Here is a 26719-nt window from a genome sequence, read left to right on the forward strand (position 1 = left end):
TGTCAGTGTAACCGCCAGAGAAAACGTGCTCCAGCCCAAAAAAACGTTACAATTGCCTGCAATCACAGAAAACCAGAGTTAGCCGAGGGTTTATGCGTACTGTTCTGAATATTTTAAATTTTGTATTGGGTGGTTTTGCCACCACTCTGGCCTGGCTGCTGGCCACGCTCGTCAGCATCGTGCTCATTTTCACATTACCGTTAACCCGCTCATGTTGGGAGATTACAAAACTTTCGCTGCTTCCCTACGGCAATGAGGCCGTTCATGTTGACGAGCTGAACCCGGCAGGGAAAAGCACGCTGTTGAATACCGGCGGTACGGTACTCAATGTTTTCTGGCTGATCGTCTTTGGCTGGTGGCTCTGCCTGATGCACATCGCCTCCGGCATTGCGCAATGCATTACGATCATCGGCATTCCCGTCGGCATCGCGAATTTTAAAATCGCCGCCATTGCGCTCTGGCCGGTAGGACGTCGCGTGGTTTCCGTAGAGACAGCTCGCGCGGCACGTGAAGCCAGTGCGCGTCGCCGCTTTGAGTAATCAGGACTGATGGCCTTTATGTTAAGCCCCTTGCTCAAACGCTATACCTGGAACAGCACCTGGCTGTATTACGTTCGCATTTTTATCGCGCTGTGCGGCACAACGGCCCTGCCCTGGTGGCTGGGCGATGTCAAACTCACCATACCGTTAACGCTCGGTATGGTCGCCGCCGCCCTGACCGATCTGGATGACCGTCTCACCGGGCGTCTGCGCAATTTAATCATCACATTAATCTGTTTTTTTATCGCCTCCGCTTCCGTGGAACTGCTCTTTCCCTGGCCGTGGCTGTTCGCAATTGGATTAACGCTCTCTACCAGCGGATTTATTCTGCTCGGCGGTTTAGGGCAGCGTTACGCCACCATTGCTTTCGGGGCGCTGCTTATCGCTATTTACACGATGCTGGGCACCTCGCTTTACGACCAGTGGTATCAACAGCCCATTCTGCTCCTTGCTGGCGCCGTATGGTACAACCTGCTGACGCTGACCGGGCATCTGCTCTTCCCGATTCGCCCCTTGCAGGATAATCTGGCGCGCAGCTACGAACAGCTGGCACGCTACCTGGAGTTGAAGTCGCGCTTGTTTGACCCGGATATCGAGGATGAAAGCCAGGCGCCGCTGTATGATTTAGCGCTGGCCAACGGACAACTGATGGCGACGCTGAATCAGACAAAAGTCTCTCTTCTTACCCGCTTACGCGGCGACCGGGGGCAACGGGGAACCCGTCGCACGTTGCACTACTATTTTGTCGCGCAGGATATTCACGAGCGTGCAAGCTCATCGCATATTCAGTATCAGACGTTGCGCGATCATTTCCGCCACAGCGACGTGATGTTCCGTTTCCAGCGCCTGATGTCGATGCAGGGGCAAGCCTGTATGCAGCTCTCACGCTGTATATTACTGCGTACGCCTTATCAGCATGATCCACACTTTGAACGCGCATTTACCCATATTGATGCGGCGCTTGAACGTATGCGCGCCGCTGGAGCATCCTCTGACTTACTCAAAACACTGGGCTTTTTGTTGTCCAATCTGCGGGCGATTGATGCGCAACTGGCGACGATTGAATCCGAGCAGGCGCAGGCAATGCCGCGCAGCGAATCAGAAAATCTGCTTGCCGACGACAGTCCTCACGGATTCAGCGATATCTGGCTACGTCTGAGCCGTAACTTCACCCCCGATTCAGCGTTATTTCGCCACGCGGTGCGTATGTCGCTGGTGCTCTGCGTCGGTTACGCGCTGATCCAGATTACCGGCATGACTCACGGTTACTGGATCCTGCTCACCAGCCTGTTCGTCTGCCAGCCTAACTATAACGCCACGCGGCACCGGCTGGCGCTGAGGGTCATCGGGACGCTGGTCGGCGTCGCCATTGGTATACCAATCTTGTGGTTTGTCCCCTCGCTTGAAGGCCAGTTGATACTGCTGGTCATCACCGGCGTACTGTTTTTTGCTTTTCGAAACGTACAGTATGCCCATGCGACGATGTTCATCACCCTGCTGGTGCTACTCTGTTTTAACCTGCTGGGTGAAGGCTTCGAAGTTGCCTTACCGCGCGTGATCGATACGCTGATCGGCTGTGCGATCGCGTGGGCCGCCGTCAGCTTTATCTGGCCCGACTGGCGCTTTCGTAACCTGCCGTGTGTCCTGCAACGGGCCACGGATGCGAACTGCCGCTACCTGGACGCGATCCTTGAGCAGTATCATCAGGGGCGGGATAACCGGCTGGCCTACCGCATTGCCCGCCGTGACGCCCACAACCGCGATGCCGAGCTGGCCTCGGTGGTGTCGAATATGTCCAGCGAGCCCGACGTCACTGCCGAAACTCGTGAGGCGGCGTTCCGGTTACTCTGCCTCAATCATACCTTTACCAGCTATATCTCTGCTCTGGGCGCGCATCGCGAACAGCTCACCAACCCGGATGTCCTGGCGCTGCTGGATGATGCAGTGTGTTATGTCGATGATGCGCTTCACCATCAACCCGCCGATGAACAGCGCGTTCACCAGGAGCTGGCAAGCCTGAAAGATCGGATTCAGCACCTGGAGCCAAAACCAGACAGTAAAGAACCCCTGGTGGTGCAACAAGTCGGCCTGCTCATTGCATTACTGCCTGAGATTGGTCGTTTACAGCGGCAAATCACGCCGTCGCCTTCTGGCGCTCCGGCGTAAGCGACTGCGCCCACTCAGCAAGCTCCTGGCGGCGTACCGCCGGGAGCGCCGCTTCATGTACGCCAACGATCGCCCCTTCTAACGCATAGAGAATTTTCACCGTCAGCAGCTTATTGCTCTCTCTTAGCCGCAGCCAACACATTTTTGCGCCGAGTATCCGCAATGTGTTTTCATCATTAATTCCGGCCTCATGCAGAAGGTTCTCCAGATGAAACGTCACGTTTGGCAGATTCTTCAATCGACGTTGTGAAAAACGGGTACGTTTTTCTTTTATGGCAGCATCCAGCGAATACTGAGATAAAAGCACCAGTTGTTGTTGATCGCGCCATAAGCTTTCATCCACCCGGTAATAATTCAACATAACGGGACGGCCACGTTTCATAAATGTTAACCAGACGGGGGAATGCTTCACGCAGTACGCGACGCTTTGCTCACAGGCGCGCAGGTATAGTTCTCCCTCAGCCACCATCGCAAACACCGTATCCTCGATTGTCAGGCTGTAGCTACCAAACAGCGAACGATAGTGAACCGTGCCCAGAGAGGCTAAATATTCTTGCGATTTATAGATCTTGTCATAGGAACGTAATTTCATAAAATCCCTTTTAAATCATAAAGTAAAAGAATGATTTGCAGTAACAGATCCGTTAATGACGAAAATAGGCAACTTATTCTCAGTGAGCAAGATGAATTTCATTTTTACGGCGACAACAGATAAAAATTGCGAGTCTGTTTCCGAAAATAGGGTTGATCTTTATTGGCGGCAGGGTTACTGTATATCCATACAGTAACTCACAGGGCTGGATTGATTATGTACACTTCAGGCTATGCAAATCGTTCTTCGTTGTTCTCTTCCACTGCGGGCAGCATTGCGCGCGTCTCTTCAGAGAACACCACCGCCGGGCTTATTAGCGAAGTGGTCTATCGCGAGGACCAGCCCATGATGACGCAATTACTGCTTTTACCGCTGCTGCAACAATTAGGTCAGCAATCACGCTGGCAGCTCTGGCTGACGCCGCAACAAAAGCTGAGCCGGGAATGGGTTCAATCTGCGGGGCTGCCTTTAACAAAAGTGATGCAGATCAGCCAACTTTCTCCATGCCATACGCTGGAGTCGATGATTCGCGCATTGCGGACGGGCAACTACAGCGTCGTTATCGGCTGGCTGGCGGATGAGCTTAGCGAAGAAGAACACACCCGGCTTGCGCAAGCAGCAGATGAGGGAAATGCGATGGGATTTATCATGCGTCCTGTGAGCGCACACGCTCATGCCACGAGACACCATTCCGGGCTAAAAATTCACTCAAATTTATATCATTGAGTGAAATTAGGATTTATCCTGGAATTTTTTTTCTGCTCTTTCATCTGCTCTGAAGCTTAATACTTTTTGTGTGTGAATGCTTGTCAGAAGCGGTTTCCGCGATTTTCGCTGAGCGATTTCTCAGCAGGAAATGTTAAATATTATGTATACAAGCCTTTTTTTTTCATATGCCTGACGGAGTTCACACTTGTAAGTTTTCAACTACGTTGTAGACTTTACATCGCCAGGGGTGCTCGGCATAAGCCGCAGATATCGGTAGAGTAACTATTGAGCTGATCCCCCGGTGAAGGATTTAACCGTGTTATCTCGTTGGAGATATTCATGGCGTATTTTGGATGATAACGAGGCGCAAAAAATGAAAAAGACAGCTATCGCGATTGCAGTGGCACTGGCTGGTTTCGCTACCGTAGCGCAGGCCGCTCCGAAAGATAACACCTGGTACACTGGTGCCAAACTGGGCTGGTCTCAGTTCCATGATGTTGGCAACAACCAGATCGACAACAACGGCCCGACCCATGAAAGCCAACTGGGTGCCGGTGCGTTCGGTGGTTATCAGGTAAACCCGTACGTTGGTTTTGAAATGGGTTACGACTGGTTAGGTCGTATGCCATACAAAGGCAACACTCAAAACGGTGCATTCAAAGCTCAGGGCGTTCAGCTGACTGCTAAACTGGGTTATCCGATCACTGACGATCTGGATGTCTACACCCGTCTGGGTGGTATGGTTTGGCGCGCAGACGCTCAGAACAACACTGGCTTCAAAGATCACGATACCGGTGTTTCCCCAGTATTCGCTGGTGGCGTAGAGTACGCTGTAACGCGTGACATCGCTACCCGTCTGGAATACCAGTGGACTAACAACATCGGCGACGCAAACACCGTTGGCGGTCGTCCAGATAACGGCCTGCTGAGCGTTGGTGTTTCCTACCGTTTCGGCCAGCAGGAAGAAGCAGCTCCGGTTGCTCCAGCTCCGGCACCGGCTCCAGAAGTACAGACCAAGCACTTCACTCTGAAGTCTGACGTTCTGTTCAACTTCAACAAAGCAACGCTGAAACCAGAAGGCCAGCAGGCTCTGGATCAGATGTACAGCCAGCTGAGCAACCTGGACCCGAAAGACGGTTCCGTCGTGGTTCTGGGCTTCACTGACCGTATCGGTTCCGACGCTTACAACCAGGGTCTGTCCGAAAAACGTGCTCAGTCTGTTGTTGATTACCTGATCTCCAAAGGTATCCCGGCTGACAAAATCTCCGCACGCGGTATGGGCGAATCCAACCCGGTTACTGGCAACACCTGTGACAACGTGAAAGCTCGCGCTGCACTGATCGACTGCCTGGCCCCGGATCGTCGCGTTGAGATCGAAGTTAAAGGCGTTAAAGACGTTGTAACTCAGCCGCAGGCTTAAGTTCCCGTCTAATAAAAAACCCCGCACTGCGGGGTTTTTTTCGTCTGAAACCAGAAGAAAGAAGAAACAAACCGCTACTCTTTCCCCAGTAATGCCTGCAAATCCTGCTTCAGGGTCGACATCTTGCTGGCGTATTTCTCTTTATGTTCCGCATCCTCAATCAACTGCACAATCGTTTCTGAAAGCGTTTTGCCACGTCGCTGCGCGAGTCCCGCCAGACGCTGCCAGACAATAAACTCCAGATCGATAGACTTCTTGCGCGTATGTTGATGCTCGGCATTAAAGTGTCGTTTACGCCGTGCTCGTATGGTCTGCTTCATACGGTTTAACAGCGCAGGATTCATATGCTCTTCAATCCAGGCATTTACCCGAACCGGTTCATTTTCGAGGGTTAGCAACAAATCAACGGCTTCTTTGGCAGCACTGGCTTCCACGTACCGGGTAATCAACTCCCCTTCGCGGTGCTTCTTCACCAGATACTTCCATTTCCAGCCGCTTTCAAGGTTTTCAAGTTGTTGATATTTCATTGCGCTCTCAACGTTACCGTGTAACTCCTATCAGAATATCAGTTTTTTGGGCATCTGAAGAAAAGAATATCCAGCCTGTGAACTCTCACGCGTCGTCCTGCACGTTTACATTCGCTTTCCGCGTGTGCAGCGTTGCCTGTTACGGTATAATCGCGTTTTTTACAACAGACTAAAAAACCTCAACTTTGACCATTACGAAACTTGCATGGCGTGATCTGGTTCCTGATACCGACAGTTATCAGGAAATATTTGCACAGCCACACGTTACTGACGAAAGCGCCACCCTACTCAGCGATACTCAACCGCGACTGCAATTTGCGCTGGAACAACTTCTCCAGCCCTGGGCGTCGTCCTCTTTTATGCTGGCGAAAGCGCCGGAAGAGCCCGAGTATCTCACTCTCCTTTCTGATGCGGCCAGAACGTTGCAAGCCGATGCCGGTCAGCTGACCGGGGGCCATTACGAAATTTCGGGCCACACCATCCGTTATCGCGCAGCAGAAAAAGCAGAAGACAATTTTGCCACGTCGGCGCAGGTTGTCAGCGCTGACTGGGTTGAAGCCGAACAGCTGTTTGGCTGTCTGCGCCAGTTTAACGGCGAAATTACGCTGCAACCGGGTCTGGTGCATCAGGCTAACGGCGGCGTTCTGGTGATCTCCTTACGCACCCTTCTGGCGCAGCCGTTGCTGTGGATGCGTCTGAAGGCGATTGTCAGCCATAACCGATTCGACTGGGTCGCGTTTGACGAGTCGCGTCCGTTGCCGGTCTCTGTACCGTCTATGCCGCTCAAGCTGAAAGTCGTGTTGGTCGGCGAACGTGAATCGTTAGCCGACTTCCAGGAAATGGAGCCGGAACTGGCTGAACAGGCAATTTACAGCGAATTTGAAGATAATCTGCAAATAGTGGATGCCGAAACCATGACCCAGTGGTGTCAGTGGGTTCAGCACACGCTTAAACGCAATAATCTGCCCTCGCCAACGCCTGATGCCTGGCAAGTGTTGGTACGCGAAGCCGTTCGCTACACGGGAGAACAGGACACGCTTCCACTGTGTCCGCTATGGATTTCCCGCCAGTTCAGAGAAGCTGCGCCGTTGTGCCAGGACGGGACATGCAGCGCCGAACAGCTCGCCCTGATGCTTGCCCAACGCGAATGGCGTGAAGGCTATCTTGCGGAGCGCATGCAGGACGAAATCCTGCAAGAGCAGATCCTGATTGAAACGGAAGGCGAGCGCATTGGTCAGATTAACGCCCTTTCCGTCATTGAATTTCCCGGCCATCCGCGCGCGTTTGGCGAGCCTTCACGTATCAGCTGCGTCGTTCATATTGGCGACGGTGAATTCACGGACATCGAGCGAAAAGCCGAGCTTGGCGGTAACATTCATGCCAAGGGGATGATGATCATGCAGGCTTTCCTGATGTCGGAACTACAGCTTGAACAGCAAATCCCGTTCTCCGCCTCGCTGACCTTTGAACAGTCCTATAGTGAAGTGGATGGCGACAGCGCCTCAATGGCAGAACTGTGCGCATTGATCAGCGCTCTGTCCAATGTGCCGGTTAATCAAAATATCGCGATTACCGGTTCCGTCGATCAGTTTGGACGCGCTCAGCCTGTTGGCGGCCTGAACGAAAAAATTGAAGGCTTTTTCACAATTTGTCAGCAGCGTGAACTGACGGGTAAACAAGGCGTTATTATTCCGGCAGCTAACGTAAGACACCTCAGCCTCCAGCCTGCGCTGTTGCAGGCCGTGGAAGAAGAGAAATTCAGCATCTGGGCAGTAGACGACGTAACAGACGCACTGCCGCTTCTGCTTAATCTGGTGTGGGATGGCGAAGGTCAGACAACATTGATGCAGACCATCCAGGAACGTATTGCCCAGGCTACACAACAGGAAGGACGTCATCGTTTTCCCTGGCCGCTACGTTGGCTAAACTGGTTTATACCGAACTGATCGGACTTGTTCAGCGTACACGTGTTAGCTATCCTGCGTGCTTCAATAAAATAAGGCTTACAGAGAACATGGTAGATAAACGCGAATCCTATACAAAAGAAGACCTTCTTGCCTCTGGTCGCGGTGAACTGTTTGGCGCTAAAGGCCCACAACTGCCGGCACCAAACATGCTGATGATGGACCGTGTCATCAAAATGACAGAGACTGGCGGTAACTTCGACAAAGGTTATGTTGAAGCTGAGCTGGATATCAATCCAGATCTCTGGTTCTTCGGATGCCACTTTATCGGCGATCCGGTTATGCCGGGCTGCCTGGGTCTGGACGCAATGTGGCAGTTGGTTGGATTCTATCTCGGCTGGCTTGGCGGCGAAGGTAAAGGCCGTGCGCTGGGCGTAGGTGAAGTGAAATTTACCGGTCAGGTTCTGCCAAGCGCGAAGAAAGTGACCTACCGTATTCACTTCAAACGTATCGTTAACCGTCGTCTGATCATGGGTCTGGCGGATGGCGAAGTTCTGGTTGATGGCCGTCTGATCTACACCGCCAACGACCTGAAAGTAGGTCTGTTCCAGGACACGTCAGCGTTCTGATCGCGGACATTTCCAGGTCTGATAAGCGTTGCCACAAGCACGGCGTGCCGGATGGCAGCGTAACCACGTTATCTGACCTGCCTGTAAAAAGGCGAAACCTCCGCACTGCGGAGGTTTCTTTTTTCTAAAGAGACAGAATCAGGCCATTACTACCCTGTCCGCCATGGCTTCTCGCCAACCTCCCAGCCAGTGCGACCTCTGATTCAGCGTCTGATAGGGACACATTTCTTTTGAGCGTCCGGCAATGCCGGCCTGATATCCACGTTGATGTGCCCGTTCCAGGCGATCTCGTTTTTGTCTCTTCATGCCTCGTTTCCCTCATCTTCATGTCTGGTGGAAAAGAAAACAGTGATTACGAAATGTGCAATCACAGTAAACGAATACCGCGAAAAAGTTGTCCCGTCAATGCGCAAAATTCACGCCATTGTCATATTTGTGAGCTACTCAATAAATCATTTGTACAAAAATTGTGAGCCAGAACAGCTATTTTCACCGGGCAGAAAAACAAAAAAACCGCCCCCGGCGACGTGCCGAAAGCGGTTAAATTTACAATATTTTTAACTTATGGTATTTGCTTCAGCGCCTGAGCGATAGCGGCGGCTTCCTGATTCCAGGCGGCTGCCAGCACCTTGACCATTTCGTCATACCCGTCCTGCTGCTGCGCGGTTTCGATGTGGAATGGGCGCTTAATCAACTGCCCCTGATGGTTCAGTAGCCACTCCCCACTTACGATAACTTTGCCATCGTAACGGCCATGAAATCCCGTCACCGTCACGTTAAGCGTATCCTGCACGCTGCCCAGCGGCTGTGAGGCAACCACCCAGCCCGGAAGCTGGGCGCTCAGATTCGCCACCAGCGTATTGCGCAACTGCTGGTCCAGCGGGCTGGCCCAAAGATTGTTACTCGCAATCACGTACTGCACATCACTGGTTTGATACACCACGCCGTTGCCCGCCAGGTAGTCCGGCACCGAAACCTGTTCCACCCACAATAAGCGGTTTCCCTGGCTTGCCGTACTCTGTACGCCCCCTTGCGCGACGGGTAGCTGGTAGTAGCTCTTGTTTTCTCCGCTACTGCTACATGACGTTAACCAGAACGCCATCATCACCACTAGCCACTTTTTCATTGTTTCGCCCTCTTCGGCTCTGGATCTTTCTTGTCCTTCGCTTCAAATACCAGCGCGTTGCTCTTTTCGTTCAGCGTTTTCAATACCGGTTGCAGTTCACGGAGAACCTGATCAAGACGCTGCATATCCGCCACCATCTTGTTATACGCCGCGGAGCCTGGCTGGAAGCCCTGCATGCTGCGGTTCAGTTCGCGCAAGGTGTTCTGCATATCCGCCGGAAGCTGCTGCATCGACTGGCTGGAGGTAATCTTGTTCATATTATCCAGCGTGGTTTGCAGATGCTTCATCGTCCGCTGGCTTTCCGACAGCGTATTGGTCGCCTGTTGAATCATCGGGTTCAGCGGCAGGTTATTAATTTTATCCAGCGCTTCCATCAGACGCTGCTGGATTTGCGCCAGACCGCCGCTTACCGTCGGGATGATCTGATAACCGTTAAACTCATGAATGCCCGTAATTGGCGGCTCTTTCGGATAGAAGTCCAGATCAACATACAGCGCGCCAGTCACCAGATTGCCCGTTTTCAGTGAACCGCGCAGGCCGCGTTTGAGCAGTTCGGCCAGATGCGCGCCAACATCCGTCTCTTCGCCCAATTGTGCTTTCAGGCGTTCCGGCTCAATGCGTACCAGCACCGGAATACGGTAGTCAGTGTTAAACACCTGACGCATATTCGGCGCAAAGAAAGGCACTTTGCTGACCGTCCCCAGGCGAATCCCGCGAAACTCCAGCGGTGCGCCCGGTTGCAGGCCGCGAATCGAATCTTTGAAGAACATCAGATAGTCGATGTGGTCGGTATACAGCGAATCCTGAATGCTTCGCTGATCGTCATACAGGCTGAAAGCAGTTTTTTCCGCAACCGGCTGCCCCAGTTCAAGCCCTTCCGGCACGTCAAAGCTCACGCCACCGCCAAACAACGTGCTTAGCGATCCCATTTCAACCCGCATACCAGCGGAAGTCAGATCCACCGCAATACCGCTGTCCTTCCAGAAACGGACGTTGCTGGTCACCAGGCGATCGTTTGGCGCATTAATGAAGAGTTGATAGCTGATGGAGCGTTTTTGCGGATCAAAGGTGCTGGTTTCAACCGAGCCAACGCGGTAGCCACGGAAAAGCACCGGATCGCCCGGACTGAGCTGCCCGGCTTTTTTGCTGTCAAGAATAACGCGGATGCCTTTCGCATCTGGCGGCGCCAGAGGTGGGGAATCCAGCAACTGGTAATCCTCCAGCCTGTTACCTTTCGTCCCCGGCTGCAACTCAATATATGCCCCGGACAGCAACGTGCCTAAGCCGCTGATCCCTTCACGCCCGACCTGCGGTTTCACCACCCAAAAGACCGAATCTTTGTGCAGCAGTTTTTCCATGCCGGAATGCAGTCTGGCCTTGATCTCTACATGCGTAAGATCGTCGGTCAGCGTCGCGCTTTCCACCACCCCCACATCCACGCTACGGCTCTTGATGGTGGTCTTACCGCCTTCAATACCTTCAGCATTCGTGGTGATCAAGGTGACTTCAGGCCCCTGATGGCTGTAGTGATAAAACAGCACCCATGCCCCAATCAGCGCAGTGACGATAGGGAATATCCACACGGGAGACCAGTTTTTTACCTTCTGCACTTTGGCTTCCCCATTTTTAGATTCCATACTGTCAGGACTCCTCATGGCCTGGTTCAGGTTCACGATCCCACGACAGACGCGGATCAAAGGTCATCGCAGAAAACATTGTCATAATGACGACTAAAGCAAACATCAATGCACCCATCGCTGGATAAATATTCATTAACCCCCCCATGCGCACCAGCGCAGAGAGTACGGCAATTACAAACACATCAATCATTGACCAGCGGCCAACAAATTCCACCACCTCATAAATCAGGTGCATTCTTTCACTGTCGCGTTTGCCATGCCCTTTCGCATCCCAGCACAGCCAGGCAATCGCAATCATTTTTAGCGTTGGCACCATAATACTGGCAATAAAAATAACCGCCGCCACCGGATAAGACCCTTCACTCCAGAGCAAAACGACCCCGGCGAGGATCGTAGAAGGCATCTTTGATCCCAATAAATCGGTGATCATGATCGGCATGATATTCGCGGGCAGATAAAGCATGATCGACGTAAATAACAGGGCCAGCGTCCATTGCAGGCTGTTTTTGCGTCGCACATGACCCTTTGCATGACAGCGCGGACACACTAATTCATTCTCCGGGAGAATGGCCGTACAACAGGAGCAGGAACGCAGTCCCTGGCGGATGCCGGTAACGCCAGGTTTCAGCGGCTGCGCCAGCACAGGCATCGGCGTAATATCGTCCCATAACCAACGGCGATCGACGCACTGAAACGCGCGCAATTGCAGGATGCAGAAAAAACACCACGGAATAAAACTGCTTCCAACTCCGATATCCCCGTAAGCCATCAGCTTAACAAAACTGACCAGCACGCCTGCGAGGAAGATCTCCGCCATCCCCCAGGTTTTTAGCTGGAACAGCACGCGCGCCAGAACCTTTTTCACACGTAGCGGCAATTCGACGCGATTCACAAGCAATAATATCGTCACCAGACAAAAAGCCGGAACCAGCTGGACAAACAGCAAAAAGAAGGTGCCAAGGCTGGCGTAATTTTCCGAAAACATGACGCCGGGGATTTCAAGCAGCGTAACTTCGCTCCTCACACCCGCGACGTTCATATTTACGAAAGGGAAAAGATTGGAAAGCAGCAGCATAAACAACGCCACTAACGAATAGGCGGTAGGACGCTGCCTTGGCGCGTCCCACTCGGTCGTCAGCGTTGTGCCACATCTTGGACATGCCGCTTTCTGCCCATGCTCAAGGTGGGGCAACGCCACCAGCATGTCACATTGCGAGCATAAAATGTGCTTAGCAGCATGATGATGTTCGCACATATGCGCTCCTTTAATTATGCGCCATTCTTCAAGGCTTCAAGATACTCCCAGCGCTCAAAGGCTTGTTCAAGTTCCTGCTCTGCGTGACTCAAATCGGCCAGAACTTTTTGCGTATGATCATGCGGTTGGCTGAAAAAGGCGGCATCCGCCACCTGCGCCTGCAACGCTTCCAGTTTGGCCTCCAGCTCTTCCAGTAACTGGGGGAGCTGTTCCAGTTCGCGTTGCAGTTTATAGCTTAGTTTGTTACTGCCGCGCTTTACAATTTCTGCTTTCGGGGCAACCACTTCCTCAGTTTTCTTGACGACGGGTTGTTTAAACGCCAGATGCTGTTCCTGCTGACCACGCGCATCATGATATCCGCCGACATAGCGACCAATCTTACCGCCGCCCTCGAAGATCCAGCACTCGGTCACGGTGTTATCCACAAACTGACGGTCATGGCTCACCAGCAGGACAGTTCCCTGATAGCCGTCAATCAACTCTTCCAGCAGTTCCAGCGTTTCAACGTCCAGATCGTTGGTCGGTTCATCAAGAATCAGCAAATTGCTGGGTTTCAGGAACAAACGCGCCAGTAAGAGGCGGTTACGTTCTCCGCCAGACAGGGCGCGAACCGGCGTCATGGCGCGCTTGGGATGGAACAGGAAGTCCTGAAGATAGCCCAGCACATGACGCGGCTTACCGTTAACCAGCACCTCTTGCTTACCTTCAGCAAGGTTATCCATTACGGTTTTATCGGGATCCAGTTCCGCGCGATGCTGATCGAAATAAGCCACTTCCAGCTTCGTGCCGACATGAATACGTCCGCTGTCCGCCTGAAGCTGACCCAGCATCAGTTTCAGCAACGTGGTTTTCCCGCAGCCGTTAGGGCCAATTAAAGCAATCTTGTCGGCACGCTGCACCTGCGCGGAGAAATCGTTTACCAGCTGCTTGCCGTCAACCTGATAGCTGACGTTTTCCATCTCGAAAACAATCTTGCCGGAGCGGGCCGCTTCTTCGACCTGCATCTTCGCCGTCCCCATCACTTCACGGCGTTCGCTACGCTCGCGGCGCATCGCTTTCAGGGCGCGTACGCGACCTTCATTGCGGGTACGGCGCGCTTTAATACCCTGGCGGATCCAGACTTCTTCCTGCGCCAGTTTGCGATCGAACTCGGCATTCTGTAACTCTTCCACGCGCAGGGCTTCTTCTTTCTCCAGCAGATACTGATCGTAATCTCCCGGATAAGAAACCAGTTTGCCGCGATCGAGATCGACAATGCGGGTAGCCATATTGCGAATAAATGAACGGTCGTGAGAAATGAAAATAATCGTCCCGTTGAAAGATTTCAGGAACGTTTCCAGCCAGTCGATCGTTTCAATATCCAGGTGGTTGGTCGGCTCATCCAGCAACAATACGCGAGGGTTGCTGACCAACGCCCTGCCCAGCGCCGCTTTACGCAGCCAGCCGCCGGAAAGCGAAGAGAGCGCCGCGTTAGGATCGAGTCCAAGCTGCGCCAGCACTTCATTAATACGGTTTTCCAGTTGCCACAGGTTGTGGTGGTCTAGCTGTTCCTGCACCCGCGCCATCTCATTGAGATTTTTATCGCTGGGGTCGGTCATCACCAGGCGGGAAATATCGTGGTAACGTTTCAGATATTCAGCCTGCTCCTCGATCCCTTCCGCAACAAAATCATAAACGCTGCCTTCGACATTACGCGGCGGATCCTGTTGCAGACGCGCGACGATCAGATCCTGCTCATAAATGATGCGTCCGTCATCCAGTCCCTGTTCGCGGTTGAGGATCTTCATCAGCGTTGACTTCCCGGCGCCATTACGGCCCACCAGGCACACGCGTTCGTTATCCTCGATATGCAGCTCTGCGTTATCGAGAAGCGGCGCGTCGCTAAACGACAGCCATGCGCCATGCATACTGATTAATGACATTTACTTTTCCTTTCAGGCTGCGGTAATCAGCCAGCAGTTGTGGATCTGACGATTACGGGCAAAGTCCTGAGAAAGCGTTTTTTGCGTAATTTCTTGTGCTTTCAGTCCCAGCGCCGCCAGGCCGTCCAGATCCATACGGAATCCGCGTTTGTTGTTGGAGAACATGATCGTGCCGCCTTTGCGCAGCAGACGTTTCAGATCTTTCATTAACACCAGGTGATCGCGCTGCACATCAAACGACTCGTCCATCCGTTTTGAGTTGGAGAACGTCGGCGGATCGATAAAAATCAGATCGAACTGTTCATTCGCCTCACGCAGCCAGCCCAGGCAGTCGGCCTGAATCAGGCGGTGCGCACGGCCGCTCAGCCCGTTCAGACGCAGGTTGCGTTCAGCCCACTCCAGATAGGTACGCGACATGTCCACCGTAGTGGTGCTGCGTGCGCCGCCCAGCCCCGCATGTACGCTGGCGCTGCCGGTATAGGAGAACAGGTTAAGGAAATCTTTGCCTTTGCTCATCTGACCCAGCATCCGGCGCGCAATACGGTGATCGAGGAACAGACCGGTATCAAGATAGTCGGTCAGGTTAACCCATAAACGCGCGTTATATTCGCTGACTTCAATGAACTCACCTTTCTCGTTCATCTTTTGATACTGGCTTTTGCCTTTCTGGCGCTCACGAGTTTTTAACACCAGTTTATTCGGCGCAATCTCCAGTACCAACAGCGTGGCGGCGATGATGTCGAACAGACGCTGACGCGCTTTCTGCGCATCAACCGTTTTCGGCGGCGCATATTCCTGAATCACCACCCACTCGCCGTAGCGATCGACCGCCACATTGTATTCCGGCAGATCGGCATCATACAGGCGATAGCATTCGATCCCTTCCTGGCGCGCCCATTTCTCCAGCTTCTTAATATTTTTTCGCAGGCGGTTGGCGTAATCTTCCGCCACCGTCGCAGGCTTGCTGTCTGGCGTTTTTTCCGCCAGATGATAGTTTTTCTGCACGCAGTCCAGCGGGCCGTTTTTGGCTTTGAATTGCTTATCCGCGCGCAGTTGCAGGCAGTTCAGCAGATCCGGCGAGGCGCTGAACAGCGACAGGCTCCAGCCGCCGAACTGATTTTTCATGGTGCGCCCCAGCAGGCTGTGCAGCGCAATCAGCGCCGGTTCGCTGTCCAGACGCTCACCATACGGCGGGTTGCTGATTACCGTACCGTACGGCCCTTTCGGCAGCGGATTGCTCAGTTGGGCGACATCTCTTACCTCGAAGGTAATCAACTCACCAATGCCTGCGCGACGGGCGTTGCTGCGCGCACGTTCAATCACGCGGGCATCGCTGTCAGAACCATAAAAATGCGAGCTATATTCCGCAAGCCCTTTACGGGCGCGGGTTTGCGCTTCTGCTTTGACTTCCTGCCAGATAGCCTCATCATGCTGCGCCCAGCCGCTAAAGCCCCAGTGACCACGATGCAGACCCGGCGCGCGATCGGTCGCCCACATTGCAGCCTCGATCAGCAGCGTACCGGAACCACACATCGGGTCGAGCAGCGGCGTTCCCGGCTGCCAGCCGGAACGCATCACGATGGCCGCCGCCAGCGTCTCTTTAATTGGCGCCAGACCGGTACGATCGCGATAGCCGCGCAGGTGCAGACCATCGCCGCTCAGATCGAGGGCAATGCTGGCAGTGTCTTTGTTCAGCCAGACGTTAACGCGAATATCTGGAGATTCACGATCGACATTAGGACGCGGCAGGTTTTTACGCGTGAACGCATCAACAATCGCATCCTTTACTTTCATCGCACCATACTGGCTGTTGCGAATGGTGTCGTTCAGCCCACTAAAATGCACGGCAAAGGTGGCATCTGGATTAAAAATCTCTGTCCAGTTGATTGCCTGCACGCCGAGGTACAGGTCTAAATCGCTGTAGACCTTGCACTCTCCCATCGGCAGCATAATGCGCGAGGCCAGGCGGCTCCACATTAAACTCTGGTACACAAGCCGCGTGTCGCCCTGAAAATGGACACCACCCTGAACCACCTGGCAATCCGCAGCGCCCAGGTTTTCAAGTTCAGTTTTTAACAGCTCTTCCAGCCCGCGGGCCGTACTGGCAAACAGAGAATTCATATTGTCACTTTTACTCTAAGAAAATTGCTGCGCATTATACACAAAATCTTTCGCGTTGCCTCGCAGCGACAAGCGTGAAGGATGGGGCTTATATAGCTAATCTGGCGCTCATGTCATAAGATTGAAAGCTTATTTTCGTTCGAGGGCTGTACAGTGGTGACGTTAACCCGGCTTTTTATTCATCCGGTCAAATCGATGCGCGGCATCGGCCTGACGCATGCGCTGGCAGACATCAGTGGCTTGGCTTTCGATCGTATCTTTATGGTTACTGAACCTGATGGCACCTTTATTACCGCCCGCCAGTTTCCGCAAATGGTGCGCTTTACGCCTTCTCCGCTACACGACGGATTACATCTTAGCGCCCCGGATGGCAGCAGCGTGGTGGTGCGCTTTGCTGATTTCGCCGCGCAGGATGCGCCAACCGAAGTCTGGGGAAACCATTTTACTGCCCGTATCGCCCCGGACGCGATAAATCAGTGGTTAAGCGGATTCTTTTCCCGTGACGTGCAATTACGCTGGGTCGGCCCCCAACTTACGCGTAGAGTCAAACGCCGCGACGACGTGCCGTTGTCATTTGCCGATGGTTATCCCTTTCTGCTGGCCAACGAAGCCTCACTGCGCGACTTACAGCAGCGTTGCCCGGCTGGCGTGAAAATAGAACAGTTTCGTCCCAATCTGGTCGTTTCCGGCGCGGCGCCCTGGGAAGAAGACACCTGGAAAGTCATTCGTATCGGCGACGTCATCTTTGATGTCGCAAAACCGTGCAGCCGTTGTATTTTCACCACCGTCAGCCCTGAGAAAGGGCAAAAGCACCCAACGGGTGAGCCGCTGGCAACCTTGCAAACCTTTCGCACGGCGCAGGACAACGGCGATGTTGATTTCGGGCAGAACCTGATTGCGCGTAACAGCGGCGTCATTCGCGTAGGCGATGAGGTTGACATTCTCGCAACCGCCCCCGCCAAACCTTATGGCGCCGCAAATTCTGATGATGCGGTGGCGCCGGAAAAACAGCCTGATACAACAGTCACTATCGACTGGCAGGGGCAAACCTTTCGTGGGAATAACCAACAGGTGCTGCTTGAACAACTGGAGAATCAGGGTATCCGCATCCCTTATTCATGTCGGGCCGGGATCTGCGGCAGTTGCCGGATAACGCTGCTGGAAGGCGAAGTGAGTCCGCTGAAAAAATCAGCGATTAACGATGACGGAACGATTCTTAGCTGTAGCTGCGTGCCAAAAACCGCGCTCAGGCTGGGAAATTAAACCGCTTGTTCAAGGCTGAAGCTGGCGAGTCGCTGTTGCGGCTTCAGTCTGTCGTTCATGATCTTAATCGCATCGCCGAGCTGCATAGTGCGTCCAGCCACGACGACACCGGGCTGGGCCAGCAGGCACAGCGCCGCGTTTTCACCCGGCTCAACCACCAGTAAATTCACCTGCTCTTCGGTGTCGCTAAGCCACACGCAGGCGGCATCACCCACCGTTGGCGTCCAGATCTCGCCGTGTGCGACAAAATGCCAGCTTTTTGGCATCTGTGGTTTCAGATAACGGATCGCCACCAGCGCATTGAGCACCAGTTCCGCTTTTTGTTCTTTCGATAATTCGAGGTCGCGACATTTTTCTTCAAAAGAGAAATAGAGCGCGGCGTCATCGACACAAAAACCAGACGGCGAAAATGCATCCGGCGTGAGCATTTTGCGAGCAAAGCGCGAGCGAAATAACATGCCATTGGCTAAATCGAGCATCATTCGGTCATGCTCTTCATCATAATACCAGCGCCAGTTATCGTCAGGTTTAATTCGCATTGTACTCTCTCCCGTTTCCATCACCCTGTTGCAAAAATGTCCTTTTTCACCGCTTCGTTTATTACCTTAATAAGCAAAGCCTAAAATGTTTAAATAAGCAACAATGAAGGAATATAAAACAACCAGGGCCGGAAATAAAGCCCTGGTTGTCTGATAATGAGAGAAAAGAATCAAATATGGGTAACGATTTCTTTAATCAGTTGCGGGCCTTTAAAAATAAAGCCGGAATAAATTTGTACCAGCGTAGCGCCAGCAGCCATCTTCTCACGCGCCGCGATGACAGAATCTATCCCGCCGACGCCAATAATCGGTAACTGTCCTTTCAATTCCTGGGACAGTCGGCGAATAATTTCTGTACTTTTTAACTGTAATGGTCGACCGCTTAAACCACCCGCTTCATCGCAATTTTTCATTCCCTGAACCAGAGAACGATCGAGCGTCGTATTTGTCGCAATCACACCATCAATATTATGGCGAACTAAACTGTCGGCCACCTGGATCAATTCGTCCTCAGAAAGATCCGGGGCGATCTTTACCGCGATCGGAACATATTTATGGTGGATCGTCTGGAGATCATTTTGCTTATTTTTAATTGCCGTCAGCAAATCATCCAGCGCCTCGCCATATTGTAGCGTACGTAACCCTGGGGTATTTGGCGAAGAGATATTAATGGCGATATAACCGGCATATGCATAGATTTTTTCCATACAAATCAGATAGTCATCTTTGCCATTCTCTACCGGCGTATCTTTATTTTTGCCGATATTAATTCCGAGGATACCGTCGAAATGCGCTTTTTTGACATTCTCTACCAGGTTATCAACGCCCAAATTATTAAAGCCCATCCGGTTGATCAACCCTTCGGCATCAACCAGGCGGAAAAGGCGCGGCTTATCGTTACCAGGCTGAGGGCGCGGCGTCACGGTTCCGATCTCAATCGATCCGAATCCCATTGCGCCCAGAGCGTCGATGCACTCTCCGTCCTTATCCAGACCCGCAGCAAGGCCGAGCGGATTCTTAAATGTCAGCCCCATGCAGCTTACTGGCTTCGCAGGGACTTTCTGTCGGACAAGCGCTTCCAGCGGCGTGCCTGTTACACGGCGTAATTGCTGAAACGTAAATTCATGAGCGCGCTCTGGATCGAGCTGAAAAAGGGCTTTACGAACGAAGGGGTAGTACATGAACTCTCCTGGATTCCCGGTGTGCAGACCGGGGGCGTATTATGTGCGATATCCAGCGAAAAGGGAATTGACTTGCGGCAATAAATAGCAATCGTTTTCCTTGTTGTCCTCTTTTTATTCAATTTCCAACTTTTCTATCCCGCATAAATCATTTCGGTAAACAAAATCTCTCTGTCAGACTGCACAAATTGTTATCAATGTTAATGAAAATCGAATAATTGGTTATAAGGGGAGGTTGAGATTATGCGCGTCATCACTCTGGCGGGAAGCCCACGCTTTCCCTCTCGTTCCAGTGCGTTACTGGAATATTCCCGGGAAAAACTGAACAGTCTGGACGTCGAAGTCAGCCACTGGAATTTGCATAACTTTGACCCCGAAGACTTGCTATATGCGCGTTTCGACAGCCCGGCGTTAAAAACATTTATTGAACAATTACAGGATGCAGACGGACTGATCGTCGCAACGCCGGTTTATAAAGCCGCCTATTCCGGGGCGTTAAAAACGTTGCTCGACCTGCTTCCTGAACGAGCGCTGGAAGGCAAAGCCGTATTACCGCTGGCAACCGGCGGTACTGTCGCCCATTTACTGGCCGTTGACTACGCGCTCAAGCCGGTGCTGAGCGCGCTGAAAGCACAAGAGATCCTGCACGGCGTATTTGCCGACGATTCCCAGGTGATTGATTACCAGCATAAACCGCAGTTCACCCCTAATTTACAACATCGCCTTGACAGCGCGCTTGAAACATTCTGGCAAGCGTTGCACCGCCGCGATGTGCCGGTTCCCGTCATTCATTCACCACGAGGCGTTGCCCATGTTTAAATTTTTCAGACATCGTCCTCAATGGCTGGCGCTGGCCGGATTGCTCTCGCTTTCGGCCTGGTCACACGCGGCAGAGTCAGCGCCTGACGCACTGCGCATCGGCTATCAGAAAGGCAGCATCAGTATGGTGCTGGCGAAAAGCCACCAACTGCTGGAGAAGCGTTACCCGCAAACCAAAATCTCCTGGGTTGAGTTCCCGGCGGGCCCGCAAATGCTGGAGGCATTGAATGTCGGCAGTATCGATCTCGGCAGTACCGGCGATATCCCCCCTATTTTTGCGCAGGCTGCCGGGGCGGACCTGGTTTATGTTGGCGTTGAGCCTCCCAAACCAAAAGCCGAGGTCATTCTCGTCCCTGAAAACAGTCCGATAAAAACCGTCGCGGATCTGAAAGGACACAAAGTCGCCTTCCAGAAAGGTTCCAGTTCGCACAATCTGCTGTTGCGCGCACTGCAACAGGCCGGACTTAAATTTACCGATATCCAGGCCACATACCTGACGCCAGCAGACGCCCGCGCCGCATTCCAGCAGGGGAATGTCGATGCGTGGGCAATCTGGGACCCTTACTATTCCGCTGCGCTGTTGCAGGGTGGCGTTCGCGTCCTGAAAGACGGGACCGACCTGAAACAAACCGGTTCGTTCTATCTGGCGGCGCGCCCTTATGCCGAAAAGAACGGCAGCTTCATTCAGGGCGTTCTGGACACCTTCAGCCAGGCCGATGCGTTAACGATAAGCCAGCGTGAACAAAGTATCACCCTGCTGGCAAAAACGATGGGATTGCCTGAACCGGTGATTGCCACCTATCTGGATCATCGCCCGCCAACCACCATTACGCCGGTGAGCGCCTCTGTCGCAACCTTGCAGCAGCAAACCGCCGATCTGTTTTACGACAACCGTCTGGTGCCGAAAAAAATTGATATTCGCCAGCGTATCTGGCAGCCCACTCAACAAGAAGGAGCAAAATTATGAGCCTGAATATGTTCTGGTTTTTACCTACCCACGGTGACGGGCATTATCTGGGAACCGAAGCAGGCTCGCGCCCGGTCGATCACAGTTACCTGCAACAAATCGCGCAAACGGCGGACCGCCTGGGCTTTACAGGCGTATTGATCCCAACCGGGCGTTCCTGCGAAGACGCCTGGCTGGTTGCCGCCTCAATGATTCCGGTCACACAGCGACTGAAATTCCTGGTCGCCCTGCGCCCAAGCGTCACGTCGCCAACGGTTGCCGCCCGTCAGGCCGCAACGCTGGACAGACTCTCCAATGGCCGCGCGCTGTTTAATCTGGTTACCGGTAGCGATCCGCAGGAGCTGGCCGGTGACGGCGTCTTCCTTGACCACACCGAACGCTATGAAGCCTCATCCGAATTTACGCAGGTATGGCGACGCCTGCTGCAAGGCGAGACGGTGGACTTCAACGGTAAACATATTCATGTTCGTGGCGCAAAACTGTTCTTCCCTGCCATTCAGCAACCGTATCCACCGCTCTATTTTGGCGGTTCATCGGATGTCGCACAGGATCTCGCCGCTGAGCAGGTCGATCTCTATCTTACCTGGGGCGAACCGCCTGCGCAGGTAAAAGAGAAAATTGAACAGGTACGCGCCAAAGCGGCGGCTCGCGGGCGTAAAATCCGTTTCGGCATCCGCCTGCACGTCATTGTGCGTGAAACCAATGAAGAGGCCTGGCGTGCGGCCGATCGCCTGATTGCTCACCTGGATGACGATACGATCGCCAAAGCACAAGCCGCATTCGCCAGAACGGATTCTGTCGGTCAGCACCGGATGGCCGCGCTGCATAACGGTAAGCGTGATCAACTGGAGATCAGCCCTAACTTGTGGGCAGGCGTCGGGCTGGTGCGCGGCGGCGCGGGAACCGCCCTGGTGGGTGATGGCCCGACCGTCGCCGCACGTATTAATGAGTACGCGGCGCTGGGTATCGACAGTTTTGTGCTCTCCGGTTATCCGCATCTGGAAGAAGCCTACAACGTGGGCGAACTGCTGTTCCCGCATCTGGACGTCGCCATCCCGGAAATTCCGCAGCCGCAGCCTCTGCATCAGCAAGGCGAAGCGGTTGCCAATGAATTTATCCCCCGTAAAGCCGCGCAGAGTTAAGGAGTACGCCAATGGCAACGCCCACAAACAAATGGTTATTGCGCGTTGCCCCCTGGTTTTTACCGGTGGGCATCGTGGCGGTCTGGCAAATAGCCTCTTCGATGGGCTGGTTGTCAACCCGCATACTCCCCTCTCCCGAAGGGGTGATCGCGGCATTCTGGACACTCTCCGCCAGCGGCGAACTCTGGCAGCACCTGGCCATTAGTTCGTGGCGCGCTTTCATCGGCTTTTCAATTGGCGGTTCTATCGGTCTGACGCTGGGGCTGATCAGCGGTTTGTCGCGGTGGGGAGAACGTCTGCTGGATACTTCAGTACAAATGCTGCGTAACGTGCCGCACCTGGCGCTGATCCCGCTGGTGATTTTATGGTTCGGGATTGATGAAAGCGCGAAGATTTTTCTCGTGGCGCTGGGAACGCTGTTTCCGATTTATATCAATACCTGGCATGGGATTCGTAATATCGATCGGGGTCTGGTGGAGATGGCTCGCAGCTATGGCTTATCCGGCTTCCCGCTGTTTGTGCATGTGATCCTCCCCGGCGCCCTGCCCTCTATTATGGTTGGCGTCCGTTTTGCGCTCGGGTTGATGTGGCTGACGCTGATTGTGGCGGAAACCATTTCGGCGAACGCCGGGATCGGCTATCTGGCGATGAACGCCAGGGAATTCCTGCAAACGGACATCGTCGTGGTCGCGATTATTTTGTATGCCCTGCTCGGTAAACTCGCCGACGTCAGCGCGCAGCTGTTAGAGCGCGTCTGGCTGCGCTGGAATCCTGCTTATTACACGAAAGAGGCAACCGTATGAATACCGCTCGTCTTAATCAGGGAACGCCGCTACTGCTCAACGCGGTAACCAAACAATATGCTGACAACACGGTGCTGAACCAGTTGGATCTGCATATTCCCGCCGGGCAATTTGTGGCGGTGGTTGGACGCAGCGGTGGCGGGAAAAGTACGCTGCTGCGTCTGCTGGCCGGTCTGGAATCCCCTACGGCTGGCGAATTGCTTGCCGGAACAACGCCGCTGGCCGAGATCCAGGACGACACGCGTATGATGTTCCAGGATGCGCGCCTGCTGCCGTGGAAGTCGGTGATCGATAATGTTGGATTGGGTCTGAAAGGCGGCTGGCGGGATGCGGCGCGTCAGGCGCTGGCGGCGGTCGGTCTCGAAAACCGGGCTGCGGAGTGGCCTGCGGCGCTGTCCGGCGGGCAGAAACAGCGTGTCGCGCTGGCCCGCGCGCTGATCCACCGGCCGGGATTACTGCTGCTGGATGAACCTCTCGGCGCGCTGGATGCCCTGACCCGGCTGGAAATGCAGGATTTGATCGTCTCGTTATGGCAAGAACACGGTTTTACAGTGCTACTGGTCACGCATGACGTCAGCGAGGCCGTGGCGATGGCCGATCGGGTTCTGTTGATCGAGGACGGGAAAATTGGTCTGGACTTGACGGTGGATATCGCAAGGCCGCGCCGCCTGGGGACGGTACGTTTAGCGGAACTGGAAGCGGAAGTGTTGGGTCGGGTGATGCAACGTGGCGAAAATGAGGCTCTGCTACGCAAGCACGGTTAAAAAATGCCGGATGGCACTGTTGCTTATCCGGCCTACACGTAAATGGTAGGCCGGACGCATCCGGCAATATTATCAGGCTAACGCTTTGGTAATCTTCTCGAACAGATCGCCAGAGAGGTTTTCCAGCCCTTTCAGTTGCTCCAGCGCGGCGCGCATTTTTTCCTGGCGCTTCGCATCGTAACGTTTCAGACGAATCAGCGGTTCAATCAGGCGTGATGCCACCTGTGGGTTACGGCTGTTGAGGTCCGTCAGCATTTCGACCAGGAACTGATAGCCGCTGCCGTCTTCAGCATGAAACGCCGCCGGATTGCTCCCGGCAAATGCGCCAATCAACGAACGAATACGGTTCGGGTTGCTCATACTGAAAGAACGATGCTTCAGGAGGCCACGCACCGTTTCCAGCACGTTATCCGCCGGGCTGGTGGATTGCAGGATAAACCATTTATCCATGACCAGTCCGTCCTGATGCCACTTATCATCATACTCCTGCATCAACGCGTCACGGCACGGCAATTGCGCCGCGACCGCCGCCGACAGCGCCGCCAGCGCATCGGTCATATTATTGGCTTCATGGTACTGCTTGCTCACCAGCGTATCCGCCAGGTGGGTTTCACCAAAGGCCAGGAAGCGCAGGCAGGCATTGCGTAGCGTACGCTTGCCAATGTCGGCGTGTTCAACACGGTACTCATCAAGATGATTCGCGTTATAGATTGCCAGGAACTCGTCTGCCAGTTCCGCCGCCAGAGTGCGGGTCAACGCTTCGCGGACTTCGGCAATCGCCAGCGGATCGATGATCTCGAACAGTTCCGCGATCTCATTCACCGAAGGCAACGTCAGAATTTCCGCCGCCAGCGCCGGATCGATTTTCTCATCCAGCAGAACCGCCCGGAAGGCATCCGCCACATGTACCGGCAGCGACAGCGGCTGCCCCTGCTGGTGGCGCGCAACGTTCAGCTTAATATACGTCGCCAACAGGCTTTGCGCCGCGTCCCAACGTGAGAAGTCATTGCGCGAATGACGCATCAGGAACGTCAGTTGTTGATCGCTCCATTTGTACTCCAGTTTCACCGGCGCGGAGAATTCGCACAGCAGTGCTGGCACCGGCTGGAAATACACATTGTCAAAGACAAAGGTTTGCTCCGCCTGGGTCACGTTCAACACGGAATTGACCGGATGACCGCCCTTCTGCAACGGAATAACGTTGCCTTCGTTGTCGTACAGCTCAATCGCGAACGGAATATGCAGCGCTTGCTTTTCTGCCTGATCCGCCGTCGCAGGCGTACGCTGACTAATGGTCAACGTGTACTGTTCCGTTTCCGGGTTATAGTCGTCCCGTACGCTGACAACCGGCGTGCCGGACTGGCTGTACCAGCGGCGGAAGTGAGACAAATCGACATTCGACGCATCCTCCATCGCCTGCACAAAGTCATCACAGGTAGCGGCGCTGCCGTCATGACGCTCAAAATAAAGCTGCATCCCTTTCTGGAAATTCGTTTCGCCCAGCAGCGTGTGGATCATGCGAATCACTTCCGCGCCCTTCTCGTAGACGGTCAGGGTGTAGAAGTTGTTCATCTCAATGACCTTATCCGGGCGGATAGGATGCGCCATTGGGCTCGCGTCCTCAGCAAATTGCAGACCGCGCATGGTGCGCACGTTGCTGATGCGGTTCACCGCGCGGGAGCCGAGATCGGAACTGAATTCCTGGTCGCGGAAAACGGTCAGGCCTTCTTTCAGACTCAACTGGAACCAGTCGCGACAGGTAACGCGGTTACCCGTCCAGTTGTGGAAATATTCGTGACCAATAACGCGCTCAATGTCGAGATAATCTTTGTCGGTCGCCGTATCGGTGCGGGCCAGCACATATTTGGAGTTAAAGACGTTCAAACCTTTATTCTCCATCGCGCCCATATTGAAGAAGTCCACCGCCACGATCATGTAGATGTCGAGGTCATACTCCAGGCCGAAACGCTCTTCATCCCATTTCATGGAATTTTTCAGCGAGGTCATCGCCCACGGCGCACGGTCCAGATTGCCGCGATCAACGTACAGTTCCAGCGCCACCTCCCGGCCAGAACGCGTGATGAAGGTATCGCGCAGTACATCGAAATCGCCCGCCACCAGCGCAAACAGGTAGCAGGGTTTCGGGAACGGATCCTGCCACTGCACCCAGTGACGGCCATTATCCAGTTCACCCTGCGCAATACGGTTGCCGTTGGAAAGCAGGAACGGATATCTGGATTTATCGGCGATGATTTTGGTGGTAAAACGCGCCAGCACATCCGGGCGGTCGAGATACCAGGTTATGTGGCGGAAACCTTCCGCTTCACACTGCGTACACAGCGCGTCGCCTGACTGGTACAGGCCTTCCAGCGCCGTGTTCGCCGCCGGGCTGATCTCATTCACAATGCGCAGAGTAAAGCGCTCGGGCAGGCTGCCGATCACCAGCTCGCCCTCTTCTTCTTTGTAGTCAGTCCACGGCGCATCGTTTACATGGAGGGATACCAGTCGCAGATCTTCACCGCTCAGGCGAAGGGGCGCGTCAGATGCGCCATGACGGACAGCCTGACTCAGTGCTGTAACGACGGTTTTCTCAGCATCCAGGTCAAAGGTCAAATCAATGTCAGTAATCTGGTAATCCGGGGCACGGTAGTCGTGACGGTATTTGGCTTGTGGCTGTTGTGTCATAAAAAAC

At 53.7% G+C, this 26719-nt stretch carries 23 protein-coding genes; 12 read left to right on the forward strand and 11 right to left on the reverse strand.

Translation table 11 applies throughout. From position 1 onward, the window contains the following. Window positions 1-92: 92 nt before the first annotated feature. Entirely contained in the window at window positions 93-539 is a 447-nt protein-coding gene (locus tag FD428_RS13240) for a YccF domain-containing protein (protein WP_012132963.1), read from the forward strand. 18 nt (window positions 540-557) lie between these two features. Beyond that, window positions 558-2705 (forward strand): YccS family putative transporter, encoded by a 2148-nt coding sequence (yccS, locus tag FD428_RS13245; RefSeq protein ID WP_114848502.1) that lies wholly within the window; start codon window positions 558-560, stop codon window positions 2703-2705. Here yccS and FD428_RS13250 read toward each other — a convergent pair. Further along, complete coding sequence (locus FD428_RS13250; RefSeq protein ID WP_114848411.1) at window positions 2674-3297, reverse strand: TfoX/Sxy family DNA transformation protein; 624 nt, start codon at window positions 3295-3297, stop codon at window positions 2674-2676. The genes yccS and FD428_RS13250 overlap by 32 nt on opposite strands. A gap of 216 nt (window positions 3298-3513) precedes the next feature. On the opposite strand from FD428_RS13250, the gene sulA reads away from it, so the two are divergent. Further along, window positions 3514-4023, forward strand: coding sequence for an SOS-induced cell division inhibitor SulA (gene sulA / locus FD428_RS13255; protein WP_012132966.1), 510 nt, complete (start codon window positions 3514-3516; stop codon window positions 4021-4023). A 355-nt stretch (window positions 4024-4378) separates the two neighbouring features. Beyond that, window positions 4379-5425, forward strand: coding sequence for a porin OmpA (gene ompA, locus FD428_RS13260; protein ID WP_047463714.1), 1047 nt, complete (start codon window positions 4379-4381; stop codon window positions 5423-5425). 74 nt (window positions 5426-5499) lie between these two features. On the opposite strand, the gene matP is transcribed toward ompA, so the two are convergent. Then, complete coding sequence (gene matP / locus FD428_RS13265; RefSeq protein WP_012132968.1) at window positions 5500-5952, reverse strand: macrodomain Ter protein MatP; 453 nt, start codon at window positions 5950-5952, stop codon at window positions 5500-5502. 185 nt (window positions 5953-6137) lie between these two features. Between matP and FD428_RS13270 the strand changes: the two genes are divergently transcribed. Further along, on the forward strand, window positions 6138-7898 hold the full coding sequence (locus FD428_RS13270; protein WP_114848412.1) for a Lon protease family protein: 1761 nt from the start codon (window positions 6138-6140) through the stop codon (window positions 7896-7898). 68 nt (window positions 7899-7966) lie between these two features. Next, window positions 7967-8485 carry a bifunctional 3-hydroxydecanoyl-ACP dehydratase/trans-2-decenoyl-ACP isomerase gene (gene fabA, locus FD428_RS13275; protein ID WP_012132970.1) on the forward strand — a complete coding sequence of 173 codons (519 nt, stop codon included), beginning with the start codon at window positions 7967-7969 and terminating at the stop codon, window positions 8483-8485. A gap of 138 nt (window positions 8486-8623) precedes the next feature. Here the strand turns inward: fabA and rmf are convergent, their stop codons facing one another. The 6 genes from rmf to rlmKL all read right to left on the reverse strand — a co-directional run bounded on the left by rmf (window position 8624) and on the right by rlmKL (window position 16549). Next, entirely contained in the window at window positions 8624-8791 is a 168-nt protein-coding gene (gene rmf, locus FD428_RS13280; protein WP_012905338.1) for a ribosome modulation factor, read from the reverse strand. Window positions 8792-9047: 256 nt separating this feature from the next. After that, window positions 9048-9611 (reverse strand): membrane integrity-associated transporter subunit PqiC, encoded by a 564-nt coding sequence (pqiC, locus tag FD428_RS13285; RefSeq protein ID WP_012132972.1) that lies wholly within the window; start codon window positions 9609-9611, stop codon window positions 9048-9050. After that, entirely contained in the window at window positions 9608-11248 is a 1641-nt protein-coding gene (pqiB, locus tag FD428_RS13290; RefSeq protein ID WP_047457720.1) for an intermembrane transport protein PqiB, read from the reverse strand. Before pqiB ends, pqiC begins: the two co-directional genes overlap by 4 nt. Window positions 11249-11252: 4 nt before the next feature. Continuing rightward, entirely contained in the window at window positions 11253-12506 is a 1254-nt protein-coding gene (gene pqiA / locus FD428_RS13295) for a membrane integrity-associated transporter subunit PqiA (RefSeq protein WP_024130471.1), read from the reverse strand. A 14-nt stretch (window positions 12507-12520) separates the two neighbouring features. Further along, complete coding sequence (locus FD428_RS13300; protein WP_024130472.1) at window positions 12521-14428, reverse strand: ABC transporter ATP-binding protein; 1908 nt, start codon at window positions 14426-14428, stop codon at window positions 12521-12523. A gap of 12 nt (window positions 14429-14440) precedes the next feature. Beyond that, entirely contained in the window at window positions 14441-16549 is a 2109-nt protein-coding gene (gene rlmKL, locus FD428_RS13305) for a bifunctional 23S rRNA (guanine(2069)-N(7))-methyltransferase RlmK/23S rRNA (guanine(2445)-N(2))-methyltransferase RlmL (RefSeq protein WP_047457726.1), read from the reverse strand. Between the two features lie 153 nt (window positions 16550-16702). Between rlmKL and FD428_RS13310 the strand changes: the two genes are divergently transcribed. After that, window positions 16703-17812 (forward strand): YcbX family protein, encoded by a 1110-nt coding sequence (locus FD428_RS13310; RefSeq protein ID WP_049009867.1) that lies wholly within the window; start codon window positions 16703-16705, stop codon window positions 17810-17812. Here the strand turns inward: FD428_RS13310 and zapC are convergent. After that, window positions 17809-18351 carry a cell division protein ZapC gene (gene zapC, locus FD428_RS13315; protein WP_024130474.1) on the reverse strand — a complete coding sequence of 181 codons (543 nt, stop codon included), beginning with the start codon at window positions 18349-18351 and terminating at the stop codon, window positions 17809-17811. The two genes, FD428_RS13310 and zapC, sit on opposite strands and share 4 nt — an antisense overlap. A gap of 170 nt (window positions 18352-18521) precedes the next feature. After that, complete coding sequence (gene pyrD, locus FD428_RS13320) at window positions 18522-19532, reverse strand: quinone-dependent dihydroorotate dehydrogenase (protein WP_047457733.1); 1011 nt, start codon at window positions 19530-19532, stop codon at window positions 18522-18524. A 243-nt stretch (window positions 19533-19775) separates the two neighbouring features. On the opposite strand from pyrD, the gene ssuE reads away from it, so the two are divergent. From ssuE to ssuB, 5 genes are read left to right on the forward strand one after another with little or no spacing between them, the layout of a single operon-like run. Further along, window positions 19776-20351, forward strand: a complete 576-nt coding sequence (ssuE, locus tag FD428_RS13330) for an NADPH-dependent FMN reductase (protein WP_012132980.1) — start codon at window positions 19776-19778, stop codon at window positions 20349-20351. Beyond that, a complete protein-coding gene (locus FD428_RS13335) occupies window positions 20344-21318 on the forward strand; it encodes a sulfonate ABC transporter substrate-binding protein (RefSeq protein WP_012132981.1) in 975 nt (324 codons plus the stop codon). Before ssuE ends, FD428_RS13335 begins: the two co-directional genes overlap by 8 nt. Further along, entirely contained in the window at window positions 21315-22460 is a 1146-nt protein-coding gene (ssuD, locus tag FD428_RS13340; RefSeq protein WP_114848413.1) for an FMNH2-dependent alkanesulfonate monooxygenase, read from the forward strand. Before FD428_RS13335 ends, ssuD begins: the two co-directional genes overlap by 4 nt. A gap of 11 nt (window positions 22461-22471) precedes the next feature. Then, entirely contained in the window at window positions 22472-23263 is a 792-nt protein-coding gene (gene ssuC, locus FD428_RS13345; protein ID WP_012132983.1) for an aliphatic sulfonate ABC transporter permease SsuC, read from the forward strand. Beyond that, window positions 23260-24027: an aliphatic sulfonates ABC transporter ATP-binding protein gene (ssuB, locus tag FD428_RS13350; protein WP_104868832.1), complete on the forward strand. Its 768-nt coding sequence runs from the start codon at window positions 23260-23262 to the stop codon at window positions 24025-24027. Before ssuC ends, ssuB begins: the two co-directional genes overlap by 4 nt. 72 nt (window positions 24028-24099) lie before the next feature. Here ssuB and pepN read toward each other — a convergent pair whose 3' ends face one another. Further along, window positions 24100-26712, reverse strand: coding sequence for an aminopeptidase N (gene pepN, locus FD428_RS13355; RefSeq protein ID WP_058668969.1), 2613 nt, complete (start codon window positions 26710-26712; stop codon window positions 24100-24102). Window positions 26713-26719: the final 7 nt, after the last annotated feature.

It is taken from the genome of Citrobacter sp. TBCP-5362, from assembly GCF_005406305.1.
Taxonomy (GTDB): domain Bacteria; phylum Pseudomonadota; class Gammaproteobacteria; order Enterobacterales; family Enterobacteriaceae; genus Citrobacter_B; species Citrobacter_B koseri.